Origin of the sequence: Rossellomorea arthrocnemi (assembly GCF_904424705.1) — a bacterium.
In the GTDB taxonomy this organism is placed as follows: domain Bacteria; phylum Bacillota; class Bacilli; order Bacillales; family Bacillaceae_B; genus Rossellomorea; species Rossellomorea arthrocnemi.
Genome location: NZ_CAJGBF010000003.1, coordinates 13,239 through 29,067, shown reverse-complemented (window position 1 = coordinate 29,067; position 15,829 = coordinate 13,239). Strand labels below are relative to the sequence as shown.

The following is a 15,829-nucleotide window of genomic DNA, read 5'->3' as shown; positions in this document are numbered from 1 at the left end:
CACATCCCTTGATATAAAAAAGGTAATAGAGGATATTCTCTATTACCTTTAGGATTATACCACATTTCACTGTTTATTTCTTGCAAAAAATGACCCTGCCAGTAAAAACGTTGGAACTGAGCTTAATCCAATGATCAAGAACCAGTCCTTTACTACGATTGGTACGGTATGGAAGATTGGCTGCAGGGAAGGGATATAGATGACTAAGAGCATTAACAACAATGAAGATAATACCGCAAAGACGAGATACATATTCCCGAATGGATTTCTTGAAAACACTGATACTTCACTTCGGCAGTCAAACACATGGATCAGCTGGGCCATGACCAGAGTAGCGAACGCCACGGTTTGGGCATATGCCAAGTGATCAGGGTGAGCCTTATATGAGAGCATGAACGCGAGCAACGTGGCCCCGCCGATCAAAAATCCCCTGGACACCACTTTCCACCCGAGCCCCCGGGCAAATACACCTTCTTTCGGATGTCTCGGTTTCCTTTTCATGACATCATCTTCCGGCTTATCGAGACCAAGTGCCATGGCAGGAAGACCATCTGTCACCAGATTCACCCATAATATCTGAATAGGCACCAATGGAAGCGGGAGCGCCAGTATCATGGCAAATAACATAACGAGGATTTCACCGACGTTCGAAGCTAACAGATATCGTATAAACTTCCGGATATTTTCATAGATATTCCTGCCTTCTTGAATCGCTGATTTAATCGTAGCGAAGTTATCATCCAACAGGACTAACGAAGAAGATTCCTTTGAAACATCTGTACCTGTTATCCCCATGGCCACTCCAATATCCGAGGATTTAATGGCAGGGGCATCATTGACCCCATCCCCAGTCATTGCCACAACATGTCCCCTGTTTTGCAAGGCTTTAACGATTTTCAATTTATGCTCTGGAGATACACGTGCAAACACTGATACATCATCCACTATTTCTTCCAGTTCATGCACTTCCATCTGGTTTAATTCTTTTCCATCCATGACGCGGTCTTTATTTCTCAAGATTCCCAGCTGTCTGGCAATCGCTTTCGCCGTCAGGACATGATCCCCTGTGATCATGACCGTCTTGATCCCTGCTCCACGGCACTCTTTCACCGCCTGCTTCACCTCAGGTCTCGGAGGATCGATCATTCCTTGTAAACCGATGAAGGTTACTCCTTCTTCAATATCCGCCTCCATCAACGTTTCGACAGCTCGATCCTTGATCGGTTTATAAGCAATCGCAATGTTACGTAAGGCATTGGATGACATCTCACCAATAGCCCCCTCTACTTTCTCGGTAATCTCACGTGATTTTGGATGAAGTTTTCCTTCCCACAGGATCGATTCGCTTTTGCCGACCAGTACGTCAGGAGCTCCTTTCGTTACTGAGAAGTGCTTTCCATTCTGATCGACCACGATAATACTCATCATCTTCCTGGTAGAATCAAATGGGAACTCTTTGACAATTGTAAATTTTTTCTGTAATCCTTCCCTCGAAAGTCCTGCTTTTAACCCTGCGACAAGTAGGGCACCTTCAGTAGGGTCTCCATCTACGAAAAAGCTTTTTTCACGGGTGACAAGTTCCGCATGATTGCAGAGCATCCCGAAAGTTAATAGTTGCTGCAGGGCATTCTCACTGTGAGGCGTCACCCTTTGTTCCCCGTTGTAAAATTGACCATCAGGTTCATAGCCGGTTCCTGTGACGGTCCACGTCCTCCCTCCACTCCATAGATGTGTAACCGTCATCTTGTTTTGGGTCAATGTCCCCGTTTTATCCGAGCATATGACTGATGCACAGCCTAATGTTTCCACCGCAGGCAATTTTCGAACGATGGCTTTCTTCTTGATCATCCTTTGAACACCAAGGGAAAGGGCAACCGTCACAATAGCCGGCAATCCTTCCGGGATTGCCGCTACAGCCAACGAAACCCCGGCTAAGAACATGGTATACATGTCATGGCCCTGAATCACGCCGATTCCCACTACTAAAGCAGTTAACACGAGGGCAACCGTAATAAGGATCTTCCCTAACTCTTCCAGCCTTCTCTGAAGAGGGGTCGTCATGGTTTCTGCTTTTTGGATCATATCAGCAATTTGACCCATAGCCGTTTTCATGCCAATCGATGTCACCACACCAATCCCATTTCCCCTCGTAACCATCGTCCCCATAAATGCCATGTTTTCCAAATCTCCGAGACTCATATTCTCACCATTTAAAGGCTTTGTGGATTTGGTAACAGGTACAGACTCCCCTGTAAGGGCAGATTCCTCTATCTCCAGATTATTCGTTTCAATGAGACGTACATCCGCCCCGATCCTGTCCCCGCTTGCAAAGCGTATGATATCTCCAATAATCACTTCTTTCGAGACAATCTTTACCCATTTTCCGTCTCTTAATACAGAAACCTGAGGTGCAGAAAGCTCTTTTAAAGCCTGTAGGGATCTCTCGGCTTTCCGTTCCTGGAAAAATCCTAAGAAACCGTTAATGAACACAATCGCAATAATGGCAATCGCATCGATGTATTCCCCGAGCAACCCCGAAATGAGTGTGGCTGCCAATAAAACAAGAACCATAAAGTCCTTGAATTGACTAAAAAACAATAATAAAGCAGACTGCTTCTCAGCTTCCTCCAATTGATTGTACCCAAATTGTTTCCGTCTGTTCACTACGTCATCTGTTGAAAGTCCATTTTGATAATTGGTATTTAATGACTGCTCTATGTCCTCTTGTCTCATCTCATGAAATTTCATGCAACCATGTCACTCTCCTCCTACGATACGAAAAGTTGTCCTTCTCATAGCATTCTTATTCAGACTCGTCCTAAAAAATGATATGATTTAGGTATGTTTTGCATTTTACCTTCAAGGGAGGTAAAATCGATAACATTTAACCACTTAAGACCAATTGTAAGGTGGGTAGAATCAAACTATGTTGAAATCGTAAAAAAGCAGAGGATGTTATATATGTCATTTGATGGATTATTTACAAGAAACATGACGAAAGAATTGAATGAGAACTTATTACACGGACGGATTAATAAAATACATCAGCCATATAAGAATGAAATCATCATGGTCATTCGGGCAAATGGAAAAAATCACAAAGTACTTTTATCCGCTCATCCAAGTTACTCCCGTGTTCAATTAACCAGTGAGAACTATGAGAACCCATCGGTGCCCCCCATGTTCTGTATGTTGCTGCGTAAACATCTCGAAGGATCTATGATCGAAAAGATCAATCAGGTTGAGTTGGACCGGATGATTATAATTGAAGTAAAAGGCAGAAATGAAATCGGGGATATTTCTTACAAACAACTGATCATTGAAATCATGGGACGCCATAGCAATATCATTCTCGTGGATAAAGAACGAAATATGATTCTAGACAGCATCAAACATATTTCACCGAGCATGAATACGCATCGTACTGTATTACCGGGTCATACATACGTGCTGCCTCCTCAACAGGATAAGAGAGATCCACTTGGAGCAAGCACTGATGATGTACTAATGGCCCTTGATTTCAATTCAGGAAAACTTGATAAGCAAATTGTCCAAACTTTCGCCGGAATATCTCCTCTTTATGCGAAAGAAGTCGTTCACCGCGCCGGGATCGGAAATCAGTCTACCATCGCGGATTCATTCGTAACGTTGATTGAACATGCTAAAAATTATGATATAACACCCACCCTAATCAGCGCCGAAAAGGAAACGTTTTATTGGATGGACCTCGAGCATGTTCAAGGGGAAAAACAAACATTCCCTACCTTAAGTGAGCTCCTTGACCGTTTTTTTTACCAGAAGGCTGTGCGTGATCGTGTCAAGCAACAGGGAAATGACCTGGAGAGGTTTATTCGAAATGAACGGGATAAAAACGTCAACAAAATCACGAAATTAGAGCAAACATTGGAAGATGCACAACAGGCTGACCGATATCAACTGCTCGGGGAACTCCTTACTTCGAATCTATATGCCGTTGAACGGGGTATGACGGAAGTCAGCGTAGTCAATTACTATGATGAAAACGGGGAGAGTGTTATGATTCCACTTAATCCTCAAAAATCGCCTTCCGATAACGCACAGAATTATTTTTCACGTTATCAAAAAGCAAAGAATGCCATCAAGATCGTTCATGGGCAAATTGAAAAAGCTCAGGAAGAAATTGTCTATCTAGAACAATTACTGCAGCAATTAGAATCGGCTTCTACGAAAGATGTAGAAGAAATAAGGGAAGAACTTGAAGAAGAAGGCTACCTGAAGGTACGAAAGCAAACGAAAAAGAAAAAGGCAAATACAAAGCCCGTACTCGAACACTACACATCAACTGACGGGACACAAATCCTGGTGGGTAAAAACAATAAACAAAACGACTACTTAACCAACCGGATCGCCGGAAGAGAAGAGGTCTGGCTCCATACCAAGGATATACCTGGCTCCCACGTAGTCATCAAGAGTCAAAATCCTTCTGAGCAAACCATTAAGGAAGCAGCCAATATTGCTGCCTACTTCAGTAAAGCACGCGAATCAAGCTCGGTTCCTGTTGATTTCACTGAAGTCAAACTAGTGAAAAAGCCCAAAGGCGCCAAGCCCGGGTTTGTCATCTATGAAGGTCAGCAAACTGTGTATGTGACACCTGATTTGGACTTGGTTCGATTGTTGAAGGATTGATATTTTCGTGAGAATTCACTTTCACTCAGTAAAATCCGGACCCTGAGTGAGAGTGTTTTTGATTTGCACAAAATACAAAAAGCAACTCAACAACGAGTTGCTTTCTCCTTACAATCCCCATTTCTCCGGGTCTTCTCTCCAAAGTTTCAATTGTTCCAACTCATCTTCCCGGATGATCTCATTCTGGACAGCTACATCCAATAAACTTGAATAATCAGATAAGGCATAGGCTTTAATATCGTCCGCTTCAAGCGACCGTTTCCCTTTTTCAAGTTCATATGTGAAGATGGCTACTACTCCTAATACGTCACAGCCCGCTTCCCTCAAAGCATTCACCGCAGTTATGCAGCTCCCTCCCGTGGAAATAAGGTCTTCTACAACGACAACTTTTTGTCCCGGAGCTGCTATTCCTTCAATCTGCTTTCCTTTTCCGTGGGCTTTAGCTTTTGATCTGACATAACACATGGGAAGATTTAATTTCTCACTCACCCAGGCGGCATGCGGGATCCCCGCAGTTGCTGTTCCTGCGATGACTTCCGTCTCAGGAAAACGCTTCCGAATCATCTCCGATAGTCCTGTTGATATTTCATTACGCACGGAAGGATAAGACAGTGTCAGTCGATTATCACAATAGATCGGTGACTTTATTCCGGATGACCATGTAAAAGGCTCCTTCGGGTTTAAAAATACAGCTTCGATGTCTAATAATTTTTTGGCGATTTCTTGTTTCATTCTTTTCCCTCCCAATCATGGACGATCCGTTCATATGCAGCCACCGGATTGTCGGCACTTGTGATGCTTCTTCCAACGACTATGTAGGAAGACCCTAAGTCTTTTGCCATTTCTGGTGTGGTGACTCTTTTTTGATCTCCTAAATGATCTTCTGCCAACCGTATCCCCGGAGTGACGCGTATAAAGTCATTCCCGCAATGTTCTTTAATCAAGTGTGATTCGAGAGGAGAGCATACCACTCCATCCAGGCCTGCTTCTCTCGCTAGGGCGGCATAATGTAAAACGGACTCATGAAGGGGTATCGGTATAAGTTGTTCTTTCCGCATATGTTCTTCGGTTGTTGACGTCAGCTGTGTGACGGCTATCAGGTTTGCTCGTTTATGATTGGCAGGAGTTCCCGCATGAAGACCTTCCAACGCCTTTTCCATCATCACGCTGCCACCTGCGGCATGTACATTGATCATCTCCAGGTCGAAGCCTGCTAGTCCCTTCATGGCTCCATACACTGTATTGGGAATATCATGAAGTTTCAAGTCCAGGAAAATACGATGATTTTTATTTAATAACTTCTCCAGAATGACCGGTCCATTTTGAAAATACAGCTCCATACCGACTTTTACATTTAAACTCTCTGAGAATTGATCCAAAAAGGTGGATGTCATCTCCCAGGTTGGAAAATCAAGTGCTATGAACGGTTTTTGATTCATGCTTCCCCCAGCTCCTTCCTGTTAATTGCGATATATGGTCGACACCAAGTTCCTCAAGTAAAGGTGGTAAATCGTTGATGATTCGCTGACAGACGAATGGATCAACGAAGTTTGCTGTCCCGACTGCAATGGCACTTGCCCCTGCGAAGAAGTATTCGATCACATCTTCAGCAGATTGTATCCCTCCCATTCCAATAATCGGAAGATCCACTTTTTGACTCACTTCATAAATCATCCGGATCGCAACAGGTTTGATGGCTGGCCCGGATAATCCCCCGGTCTTATTTGCCAGAATCGGCTTTCCTGTCTTCCTATCCAATCTCATCCCGAGAAGTGTATTGATCATCGTTAAACCATCTGCACCGCCTGCTTCAACAGCCTTGGCCATTTCAACAATATTGGAGACGTTCGGTGATAATTTCACATAAAGAGGGACCTGTGAGACTTCTTTTACCTTCTCAGTCAATTCTTTCGCTACTTCAGGGATGGTGCCAAAAGCGATTCCACCCGTTTTTACATTTGGGCAGGAGATATTAAGTTCAAGTGCAGTCACGTTTTTAGCGGATGAAATGACTTTTGCCACTTCAACATAATCCTCAACTTGAGACCCTGCCACGTTGGCAATAATCGGAACATTGTAGGCCTCAAGCCAGGGAAGTTCGTTTTCCATTACACCGGTTAGCCCAGGATTTTGTAACCCAATCGCGTTCAACATTCCGCCATTTGTTTCAGCAACCCGGGGAGTTGGATTACCAAAGCGTGCCTCTTCCGTCGTCGCTTTGATCATGATGGCTCCAAGTTCGCTTAGATCATAAAACTGACTATACTCTCGACCAAAGCCAAAACATCCTGACGCTGGCATGACCGGGTTTTTTAAAGATAATCCGGGTAATTCGATTTGTAATGATTTCATAATAGTACCTCCCCTACTGGAAATACTGGTCCATCACTGCACACCTTAACATAGCTCGATCCTTCCGGATCATTCTGTGTATGACAAACACAGGCGAAACAAGCACCGATTCCACAGCCCATTCGTTCCTCTAATGAGATGAAACCTTGTTTGTCCTTCAAATCGGATTCCAACGCTTTCAGCATCGCTGTCGGACCACAGGAATAAAATACATCAAAGGCTGGCTTTTCCTCCTGGATGACATCTGTTACAAACCCAGATGTACCAAGTGAGCCGTCTACTGTGGCAACATAGGTGTCTCCCAGTTCTTTGAACTTATTTTCATAAAAGCTCACGGCTTCATTTTGGAAACCGAGGATATGCTTTACATTCCAACCATTATCCACAAGCTTTTTGGAAAGACCGTAGAGAGGAGGAACTCCAATTCCCCCACCTACTAACAATGCGGTCTTACTTCCATCTTCAATGGAGAAGCCATTACCCAAAGGCCCTAACACGTCGACTTTTTCGCTCCTCTCCATTGCGGAAAGTAGTCTAGTCCCTTTTCCTTCAGCGCGGTAGATCAGGGTCATGGAGTGATTTTCATGGTCGTGAGAGGCGATGGAAATCGGCCTTCTGAGCAATGGATCGATACCCGTTCCGACCTTTACGTGAACAAATTGGCCAGGAGCCTTTATTTCACCCACTAAATCACCTTGAAGAACGAGTTCAAAGATATTTTCAGCTATCCTTTCATGTGAAAGCACAACCATCTTTTCGTTTACGATCATTGATAAACCGCCTCTCTCGTTTTCGCCTGTGAATCTAGAGCATCTGCCGAGAAGGTCATGGATTCAATCACTCTCAGGATGGCTTCTGCAGTATCAAGGGACGTTAGGCAAGGAATACCGTTTTCTACAGATTCTCTTCTAATTCTGAACCCGTCACGAGCAGGCTGCTTTCCTTTTGTCAGTGTATTGATGACAAGCTGTGTTTCCCCACTTTGAATGATGTCCAAGAGGGTTGGTCCGCTGGATCCGATCTTGTCTACTTCACGAACATTGATATTCGCTTTTGTCAGATGCTCTGCCGTACCCTTCGTTGCGAGGATTTGGTACCCGATATCGATAAAGCGTTGAGCCAAATGAACCGCCTCGTCCTTGTCTTTATTTGCAACAGTCATTAGTACGGAGCCATATTCTTTCATTTGCATCCCTGCTGCAACCATTCCTTTGTAAAGTGCTTTTTCCAATGTCTGATCTTTCCCCATCACTTCTCCTGTTGATTTCATCTCAGGTCCCAAAGTGATGTCCACCCGTCTTAGTTTGGCAAAAGAGAAGACTGGAACTTTCACATAGACACCTTGTTTTTCAGGCACAAGTCCTGACTCGTACCCTTGCTCTTTCAGGGATATGCCCAGGATGGACTTGGTTGCGATATTCGCCATTGGCACATTCGTTATTTTACTGATAAATGGCACTGTCCGACTGGAACGCGGATTCACTTCCAGGACAAATACTTCACCTTTTGAAATGACATATTGGATATTCAATAATCCTACAATGTTCAATCCTTTTGCAAGTCTCGTCGTATAATCGACAATGGTTTGTTGCTGATCAGGTGTCAGCTGCTGTGGTGGATACACCGCAATCGAATCTCCCGAGTGAACTCCCGCACGCTCGATATGCTCCATTATTCCAGGGATGACGACGTCTGAACCATCTGAGATGGCATCCACTTCTATTTCCTTACCGATCAAGTAGCGGTCGATTAGTACTGGATGTTGCGGATTGACCTTTACTGCGTTCTCCATATATTGAAGAAGCTCTTCTTCCCGATATACGATTTCCATCGCTCTTCCACCGAGAACATACGAAGGTCTGACCAGTACCGGATAGCCGATGCTTTTGGCTATTTCAATCGCACCTTCCACCGAAACTGCTGTTTTCCCTTCTGGTTGCGGAACGCCGAGTTCATTCAATGTATGCTCGAATTTATCCCGGTTCTCTGCACGGTCCAGGTCCTCAAGTGATGTACCTAGAATCGTCACTCCCCGTCTTACAAGCTCATCTGCAAGATTGATAGCGGTCTGACCACCAAACTGAACGACGACTCCCTTCGGCTTTTCGAGATCGATGATGTGCATCACATCTTCTACAGTCAGAGGCTCGAAGTATAATTTATCCGAAATACTGAAGTCAGTCGAGACGGTTTCCGGGTTATTATTCACGATGATCGCTTCATAACCCGCTTCTTTAATAGCCCATACTGAGTGTACGGTCGCATAATCAAACTCAACTCCCTGACCGATCCTGATAGGGCCAGAACCAAGTACGATGACACTTTCCTGCTCGGTGATCCTGGATTCATTCTCTTCCTCATAGGTGCCGTAGAAGTATGGTGTTTCTGATTCAAACTCTGCTGCACAAGTGTCTACCATTTTATATACAGGAATCAGTTCATTTTCTTTTCTCCAGTTATAAATATCTACTTCCGCACTCTGCCATAGTTTAGCAAGTGTGATGTCTGAAAAGCCCATGCGCTTCGCTTTTTGACCGAGTTCAAGATTGAAAGGATTTAGTGATAATTCATTTTCAAACTCTACGATTCTATTCATCTTGTACAAGAAGAAGAGATCGATTTTACTCCATTCATGTATGGTTTCAATTGTTACTCCTCTTCTTAGTGCTTCCCCGATATAGAACAGGCGCTCATCTCCGGCTTTGCGGATCCTTTTCTCGATCCACTCGTCCGTAAATTGGTGGGCATCACTTAGTTCCATATGATACGTATTGCTTTCCAGGGAGCGGATTGCTTTTAGGAGTGATTCTTCGAATGTTCGGCCAATCGCCATGACTTCACCGGTTGCTTTCATTTGAGTACCGAGGTTACGCTTGGCAGCTTCAAATTTATCAAACGGCCATCTCGGGATCTTCGTGACTACATAATCAAGTGCAGGCTCGAATGATGCATATGTTTTACCTGTTACAGGATTCATCATTTCATCCAGGGTCAGGCCGACCGCGATCTTCGCTGCAAGCTTTGCAATCGGATAGCCGGTTGCTTTTGATGCAAGTGCAGATGAACGGCTCACCCTTGGGTTTACTTCAATAATGTAATACTGGAAGCTGTCAGGATCGAGTGCAAGCTGAACATTACAACCTCCTTCGATTCCTAACTCACGGATGATATTTAAACTTGTATTCCGCAGCATTTGATACTCACGGTCACTTAAGGTTTGACTTGGTGCTACAACAATTGAATCTCCCGTATGGATTCCGACCGGGTCGATATTTTCCATATTACATACCACGATTGCGTTATCAGCTGCATCTCTCATAACCTCATATTCTATTTCCTTGAATCCTGCAATACTTTTCTCCAGTAGACATTGGGTTACTGGACTATATTTCAATCCTGAGCTTACTATCTCGACCAATTCGTCTTCATCATGGCATATTCCACCCCCGGTTCCACCCAACGTATAGGCGGGACGGACGATGACTGGATACCCGATTTCATTCACAAATTGATAGGCTTCATCCAGGGAATGAATGATTTCACTTTCCGGGACAGGCTCTCCCATTTCATTCATCAAGTTCCTGAACAAGTCACGGTCTTCCGCTTTCTCGATCGCAGAAAGCTTCGTACCGAGAATTTCAACTCCGCATTCTTCTAAAACTCCCGATTGGGCAAGTTCAACAGCCAGATTCAATCCTGTTTGTCCACCTAATGTAGGTAACAGGGCATCCGGACGTTCTTTACGTATGATCCTGCTGACAAATTCAAGTGTCAGGGGTTCGATATATACTTTATCGGCCATTTCTGCGTCTGTCATGATCGTTGCAGGATTCGAGTTTACAAGGATGACCCGGTATCCTTCCTCTTTTAAGGCGATACAGGCTTGGGTTCCCGCATAGTCGAATTCTGCCGCCTGTCCAATGATGATGGGTCCGCTTCCGATAACTAAGATGCTTTTGATGTCTGTGCGTTTAGGCATGTTGAAGCTCCTTTCTTTTCTCCTCTTTCATAAGTTGTAAGAAATCATCGAATAAGTAGTTTGAATCCTCTGGTCCCGGAGATGCTTCAGGGTGATACTGTACCGTAAAGGCAGGGAAGTCCAAATGCTTTAATCCTTCTACTGTTCCATCATTTATGGCCAAATGGGTTACCTGTAACCTTGATCCGGCTAAAGATTTTTCATCAACTGCATAACCATGGTTCTGTGAGGTAAGTGCCACTTTTCCAGATTTCAAATCTTTAACCGGATGGTTGGCCCCTCTATGGCCAAATTTCATTTTGAATGAGTCCCCTCCACATGCCAGAGCAAATAATTGATGCCCTAAACAGATACCAAAGAGGGGAATTTCACCCAGTAACTCCTTAATCGTTTCAATCGCAACAGGTACATCTTTCGGATCCCCCGGACCATTAGATAACATGATCCCGTCAGGCTGCAGACGCTTGATTTCTTCCGCAGAAGTATCATAAGGAACCACAACCACGTCACAATCGCGCTTATTTAATTCTCGCAGAATCCCATGTTTCATTCCGAAATCCATCAACACCACACGGTAGCCTCGGCCTGGGCTGGCATAGGCTGTCTTCGCGGAAACCTGTTTTACCTGATCACTTCTGAGTGGAGTGTCCTGCAATTTATCAAGCATGTCTTGTGGATCTAATTCAGCAGAACAAATGATTCCTTTCATTGCTCCATGTTTTCTGATGATCCTTGTTAACTTTCTCGTGTCGATATCTGAAATTCCCGGAATACCTTTAACTTTTAGTAATTCGTCCAATGTCGATTCATTTCTCCAATTAGAAGGGAAGTCTGCCACTTCTCTCACAATGAACGCTTTGATGGCCGGAGTAATCGACTCAAAATCGTCCCGGTTTATCCCGTAGTTTCCTACAAGTGGATAGGTCAAGGTAACAAGCTGTCCGCAGTACGAAGGATCTGATAGAATCTCCTGGTAGCCCGTCATGCTCGTATTGAATACGACTTCACCAATCGTTTCTTCATTTGCTCCAAAACCTTCCCCCACGAAAACTGTTCCATCGTCTAAAATGAGTTGTCTTTTCATTGTTCGTCTCCTCCTTCATTCCATACAAGAGATCCCTGGTAAAAAGTTGCTTTCGGAAAACCTTTGCACTCCCATCCTTTAAATGGCGTGTTTTTCCCTTTTGATAAAAATTTTGCCGGGTCAATCACCTTTTGTTCTTTTATATCAATGAGCGTAAAGTCAGCATCTCCTCCTACTTCAAGTAGTCCATACGGAAGATTAAAGGCTGAACTTGGTTTAATGGTCATCCAGTCAATTAACTGCTTTAATGTAAAGATTCCTTTTTCAACAAAATGTGTATAGAGCAACGGAAATGCAGTTTCCAAGCCCACGATTCCGAATGGAGCGAGCCGCATCCCTTCTGACTTTTCTACTTCTGTATGCGGTGCATGGTCGGTGGCGATAAAATCAATAGTACCGTCCAGCAGTCCCTCTATTAAGGCCTGTCGATCCTCTTTACTCCTAAGAGGTGGATTCATTTTGAAGTTGGGGTCAAGCCCGGGTATATCGTCTTCGGATAGCAGAAGATGATGAGGTGTTACCTCAGCCGTCACATTGATACCAGCATTCTTTGCATCCCTGACCACCCTGACAGATTCTTTCGTAGATATGTGACAGACGTGATAATGAACTCCTGCTGCTTCAGCCAGAAGCACGTCCCTGGATATATGTACAGCTTCACAGATGGAAGGAATGCCTTTCAGGTCATGCTCTTTAGAGAACGTTCCATCATGAACCGCCCCTCCATAAATCAAGGTATTCTCTTCACAGTGGGCAACAATGGATGCACTAATACCGGCAGCTTGTTTCATCGCTTCAAACATCACGTCTGCAGATTGGACACCCACTCCATCATCCGTGAAGGCGAAGGCTCCATTATCCTTTAATGAAGGTAAGTCATTGATTGTTTTCCCGACTTGTCGTTCTGTAATGGCTGCATATGGCAAAACCCTAACGTTAGATGACTCATTGATTTTATTGTTTAGAGATTGGAGGTTTTCCACTGAATCAGGTACAGGTCTTGTATTCGGCATAGCGGCGATGGTTGTGAATCCACCTTTTGCAGCTGCTTTTGTTCCCGTTTCTATCGTTTCTTTATGCTCGCCTCCCGGTTCTCTCAAATGGACATGCAAATCGACAAATCCCGGGGAAAGCAATAATCCTTCTGCTTGAAATTCCTGGTGATCAGTCCCTTTCAGTCCTGCACCCATTTCGGTGATTTTCTTGTTCTCAACTTTGACATCCACATTCATTAATTCACCATTTTTTTCCACGATACGTGCATTACGGATTATCCAGTTCATTTCATTTCCCCCTAGTTAGTTGATTTCAAGTGCTCTTTTTAAAACGGCCATTCTGACGAATACTCCATTTTCCATTTGTTTAAAAATTCTTGATTGGTCACATTCCACCAATGAATCTGCAATTTCAACTCCCCGATTGACAGGTGCCGGATGAAGGATGATTCCCGAGGGTTTCATTCTTTCTTTACGAGCCACCGTTAAACCGAAACGTTCATGATATTCTTGTTTTGTCAGGGTGGAGGTACTGTCGTGACGCTCATGCTGGATACGGAGAAGCATGATAGCATCGGAATCTGTTATACATTCATCTATAGGCATATATTGATGGCGGTCCTTTGATGGGAACCATTCCCTTGGTCCTGAGAACAGGACTTCTGCCCCGAGTTTTGTTAATGCTTCCGCATTTGACCTGGCCACCCTGCTATGGGCTATATCTCCGATGATGGATACCCTGAGTCCTTCAAATCGGCCGAACTCTTGACGTATGGTCAACAGATCTAAGAGACATTGAGTAGGATGATTCCCACATCCATCCCCCCCATTGATCACACTTATGTTGAGTGGTACCAATTCGTCAAAGTAACGCTCAAGGGAATGACGGATGACGACCGTTTCGACTCCGATGCTTTCTAATGTTTTCACCGTGTCATACAGGCTTTCGCCTTTTTGGATGCTTGATGCCTGTGCTTCAAATGGAATAACTTCAAGCCCAAGCTTCCGTTCTGCCATTTCAAAGCTGCATTTTGTCCTGGTACTTGCCTCGAAAAATAGATTGGCAACATATTTTTTTGAGCCATCCTCCCAGGTTCCCCCTTCTTTAAAACGCTCGGCATCATCCAGTATTTGAATGATTTCTTCTTTTGATAAGTCATTCATCGTCAACAAGTTCTTCATCATTAGACACCCCTATCTTCACTTCTTTCAAAAAAACACCCTGTCATCTTCCTGACAGGGTGTTTTTGAACATACCAACCGGGACAGTGCGGAAACTCCCGAATGCCTTGTTCAAATTCACCCTTCTTAGACTCTCTGGACTATTTTTAAAAGGTGGTTCTATGCAACATCATGTTGCTTTGTATTTTCTTCTTCGAATAAATTGTTTTCTCCTTCACTTTCTTTCCTTCCTGGTAAAACCAGGTTCAGGAACACCCCTACAATTGCAGCAAGAGCCATTCCGGATAAGGATACATTCTCATTTATTTTTACAAATGCCCCACCCACTCCTATCACAAGGATGACACTTGAGATGACTAAGTTCCGCTTGTTGCCTAAGTCTACTTTATTATCGATCAGCATGCGCAGTCCGCTTGAAGCGATGATTCCGAACAGAAGGATGGACACGCCACCCATGACTGCCGAGGGAATCGAGCCGATCAATGCTGTAATTTTTCCGACAAACCCGAACATAATAGCCAGGACCGCCGCTCCACCGATGACGAACACGCTGAACACCCGTGTAATGGCCAGAACCCCAATGTTTTCACCGTATGTTGTATTAGGCGGCCCACCAAGGAAGGATGCGATCACAGTCGCTACTCCGTCTCCAAGAATGGAGCGGTGAAGGCCTGGCTTTTCAATGAAATTTCGTCCTACTACTTTACTTAACACCATCTGATCCCCTGTGTGCTCTGCCAGTGTCACAAGGGCAACCGGAACCATGATGGACACGATTTCCCAAGAGAAGCTTGGCGTGTAGTCAATAAAAGGTACAAAGAAGTCAGGCATTTGGAAGAGAGGTGCATCAATTACCTTCTGAAAATCCACCAGCCCTGCGAACACCGCGATGACATATCCACCGATGATTCCGGCAAGGATCGGCACCATTCCGAGAAATCCCTTAAAGTAAATCGAGCAGATGACCGTTATCGCCAATGTGGCAAGTGCAACCATGAAGTGTGTGTTACTGTAAACCAATTGTTCTGCTCCTGGATTTTCATACATGGCCATATTGACAGCCGTTCCGGCAAGACCAAGTCCAATCACCATGATAACAGGTCCTACAACAACCGGAGGCAAAATTCTAATCAACCATTTCAATCCAAGCTTTGAGATGAGTAACGCGACGATCCCGTAAACAATTCCTGCGAGGAAGCTGCCCATCATGGCGGCTTCCGGGCCTCCCAGGCTCTTCGCGGCTAAGATGGGTGCGATGAATGCGAATGAGGATCCTAAATATGCCGGAATCCTTCCCTTTGTGATCAGCAGATAGGCAAGTGTTCCTAATCCGCTTGAGATCAAGGCAACCCCCGGGCTTAATCCGACGAGGAATGGAACGAGTACCGTTGCCCCGAACATGGCGAATAAATGCTGTATGCTGAGTGTGATCCATTTTCCTATATTAGGTACTTCTTCTACGTCCAATACGACTTGTTGATTTTGATTCATGTGTGTTTCCTCCTCAAATTTACCCGTAAAAAAACCCTCTTTGTCCTAAAGAGGGCACAAAGAGGGTACAAGAAGGCCTGA

The 15,829-nt window shown here is 44.4% G+C and carries 11 protein-coding genes; 1 reads left to right on the top strand and 10 read right to left on the bottom strand.

Features of this window, described 5'->3' with window-relative positions; translation table 11 throughout:
* Positions 1 to 66: 66 nt before the first annotated feature.
* Positions 67 to 2,748, bottom strand: coding sequence for a cation-translocating P-type ATPase (locus BAA9072_RS05740; protein ID WP_201713744.1), 2,682 nt, complete (start codon positions 2,746 to 2,748; stop codon positions 67 to 69).
* 213 nt (positions 2,749 to 2,961) lie between these two features.
* On the opposite strand from BAA9072_RS05740, the gene BAA9072_RS05735 reads away from it, so the two are divergent.
* Positions 2,962 to 4,665, top strand: coding sequence for an Rqc2 family fibronectin-binding protein (locus tag BAA9072_RS05735; protein WP_201713743.1), 1,704 nt, complete (start codon positions 2,962 to 2,964; stop codon positions 4,663 to 4,665).
* Positions 4,666 to 4,773: 108 nt separating this feature from the next.
* Here BAA9072_RS05735 and pyrE read toward each other — a convergent pair whose 3' ends face one another.
* The 9 genes from pyrE to BAA9072_RS05690 all read right to left on the bottom strand — a co-directional run bounded on the left by pyrE (position 4,774) and on the right by BAA9072_RS05690 (position 15,748).
* Positions 4,774 to 5,397 (bottom strand): orotate phosphoribosyltransferase, encoded by a 624-nt coding sequence (pyrE, locus tag BAA9072_RS05730; RefSeq protein WP_201713742.1) that lies wholly within the window; start codon positions 5,395 to 5,397, stop codon positions 4,774 to 4,776.
* The gene (gene pyrF, locus BAA9072_RS05725) at positions 5,394 to 6,104 is read right to left on the bottom strand and encodes an orotidine-5'-phosphate decarboxylase (protein WP_201713741.1); all 711 of its coding nucleotides are present in this window, start codon (positions 6,102 to 6,104) and stop codon (positions 5,394 to 5,396) included. Before pyrF ends, pyrE begins: the two co-directional genes overlap by 4 nt.
* Positions 6,076 to 7,017 carry a dihydroorotate dehydrogenase gene (locus tag BAA9072_RS05720; RefSeq protein WP_201713740.1) on the bottom strand — a complete coding sequence of 314 codons (942 nt, stop codon included), beginning with the start codon at positions 7,015 to 7,017 and terminating at the stop codon, positions 6,076 to 6,078. The genes pyrF and BAA9072_RS05720 overlap by 29 nt, the downstream gene beginning before the upstream one ends.
* Entirely contained in the window at positions 7,014 to 7,787 is a 774-nt protein-coding gene (locus BAA9072_RS05715; protein ID WP_201713739.1) for a dihydroorotate dehydrogenase electron transfer subunit, read from the bottom strand. The genes BAA9072_RS05720 and BAA9072_RS05715 overlap by 4 nt, the downstream gene beginning before the upstream one ends.
* On the bottom strand, positions 7,784 to 10,996 hold the full coding sequence (carB, locus tag BAA9072_RS05710; RefSeq protein WP_201713738.1) for a carbamoyl-phosphate synthase large subunit: 3,213 nt from the start codon (positions 10,994 to 10,996) through the stop codon (positions 7,784 to 7,786). The genes BAA9072_RS05715 and carB overlap by 4 nt, the downstream gene beginning before the upstream one ends.
* Positions 10,989 to 12,080 carry a carbamoyl phosphate synthase small subunit gene (locus BAA9072_RS05705; RefSeq protein ID WP_201713737.1) on the bottom strand — a complete coding sequence of 364 codons (1,092 nt, stop codon included), beginning with the start codon at positions 12,078 to 12,080 and terminating at the stop codon, positions 10,989 to 10,991. The genes carB and BAA9072_RS05705 overlap by 8 nt, the downstream gene beginning before the upstream one ends.
* Entirely contained in the window at positions 12,077 to 13,363 is a 1,287-nt protein-coding gene (locus BAA9072_RS05700; protein WP_201713736.1) for a dihydroorotase, read from the bottom strand. Before BAA9072_RS05700 ends, BAA9072_RS05705 begins: the two co-directional genes overlap by 4 nt.
* A 15-nt stretch (positions 13,364 to 13,378) precedes the next feature.
* On the bottom strand, positions 13,379 to 14,257 hold the full coding sequence (locus BAA9072_RS05695; RefSeq protein ID WP_201714038.1) for an aspartate carbamoyltransferase catalytic subunit: 879 nt from the start codon (positions 14,255 to 14,257) through the stop codon (positions 13,379 to 13,381).
* A 159-nt stretch (positions 14,258 to 14,416) separates the two neighbouring features.
* Positions 14,417 to 15,748, bottom strand: coding sequence for a solute carrier family 23 protein (locus tag BAA9072_RS05690; RefSeq protein ID WP_201713735.1), 1,332 nt, complete (start codon positions 15,746 to 15,748; stop codon positions 14,417 to 14,419).
* Between the last annotated feature and the right edge of the window lie 81 nt (positions 15,749 to 15,829).

Bases quoted from the DNA above. Each gene is read 5' to 3' on its own strand.
- BAA9072_RS05705 (WP_201713737.1), bottom strand. From the start codon at position 12,080: ATGAAAAGACAACTCATTTTAGACGATGGAACAGTTTTCGTGGGGGAA.
- BAA9072_RS05695 (WP_201714038.1), bottom strand. From the start codon at position 14,257: ATGAAGAACTTGTTGACGATGAATGACTTATCAAAAGAAGAAATCATT.
- BAA9072_RS05740 (WP_201713744.1), bottom strand. From the start codon at position 2,748: ATGAAATTTCATGAGATGAGACAAGAGGACATAGAGCAGTCATTAAAT.
- pyrF (WP_201713741.1), bottom strand. From the start codon at position 6,104: ATGAATCAAAAACCGTTCATAGCACTTGATTTTCCAACCTGGGAGATG.
- BAA9072_RS05700 (WP_201713736.1), bottom strand. From the start codon at position 13,363: ATGAACTGGATAATCCGTAATGCACGTATCGTGGAAAAAAATGGTGAA.
- BAA9072_RS05735 (WP_201713743.1), top strand. From the start codon at position 2,962: ATGTCATTTGATGGATTATTTACAAGAAACATGACGAAAGAATTGAAT.
- pyrE (WP_201713742.1), bottom strand. From the start codon at position 5,397: ATGAAACAAGAAATCGCCAAAAAATTATTAGACATCGAAGCTGTATTT.
- BAA9072_RS05720 (WP_201713740.1), bottom strand. From the start codon at position 7,017: ATGAAATCATTACAAATCGAATTACCCGGATTATCTTTAAAAAACCCG.
- BAA9072_RS05715 (WP_201713739.1), bottom strand. From the start codon at position 7,787: ATGATCGTAAACGAAAAGATGGTTGTGCTTTCACATGAAAGGATAGCT.
- carB (WP_201713738.1), bottom strand. From the start codon at position 10,996: ATGCCTAAACGCACAGACATCAAAAGCATCTTAGTTATCGGAAGCGGA.
- BAA9072_RS05690 (WP_201713735.1), bottom strand. From the start codon at position 15,748: ATGAATCAAAATCAACAAGTCGTATTGGACGTAGAAGAAGTACCTAAT.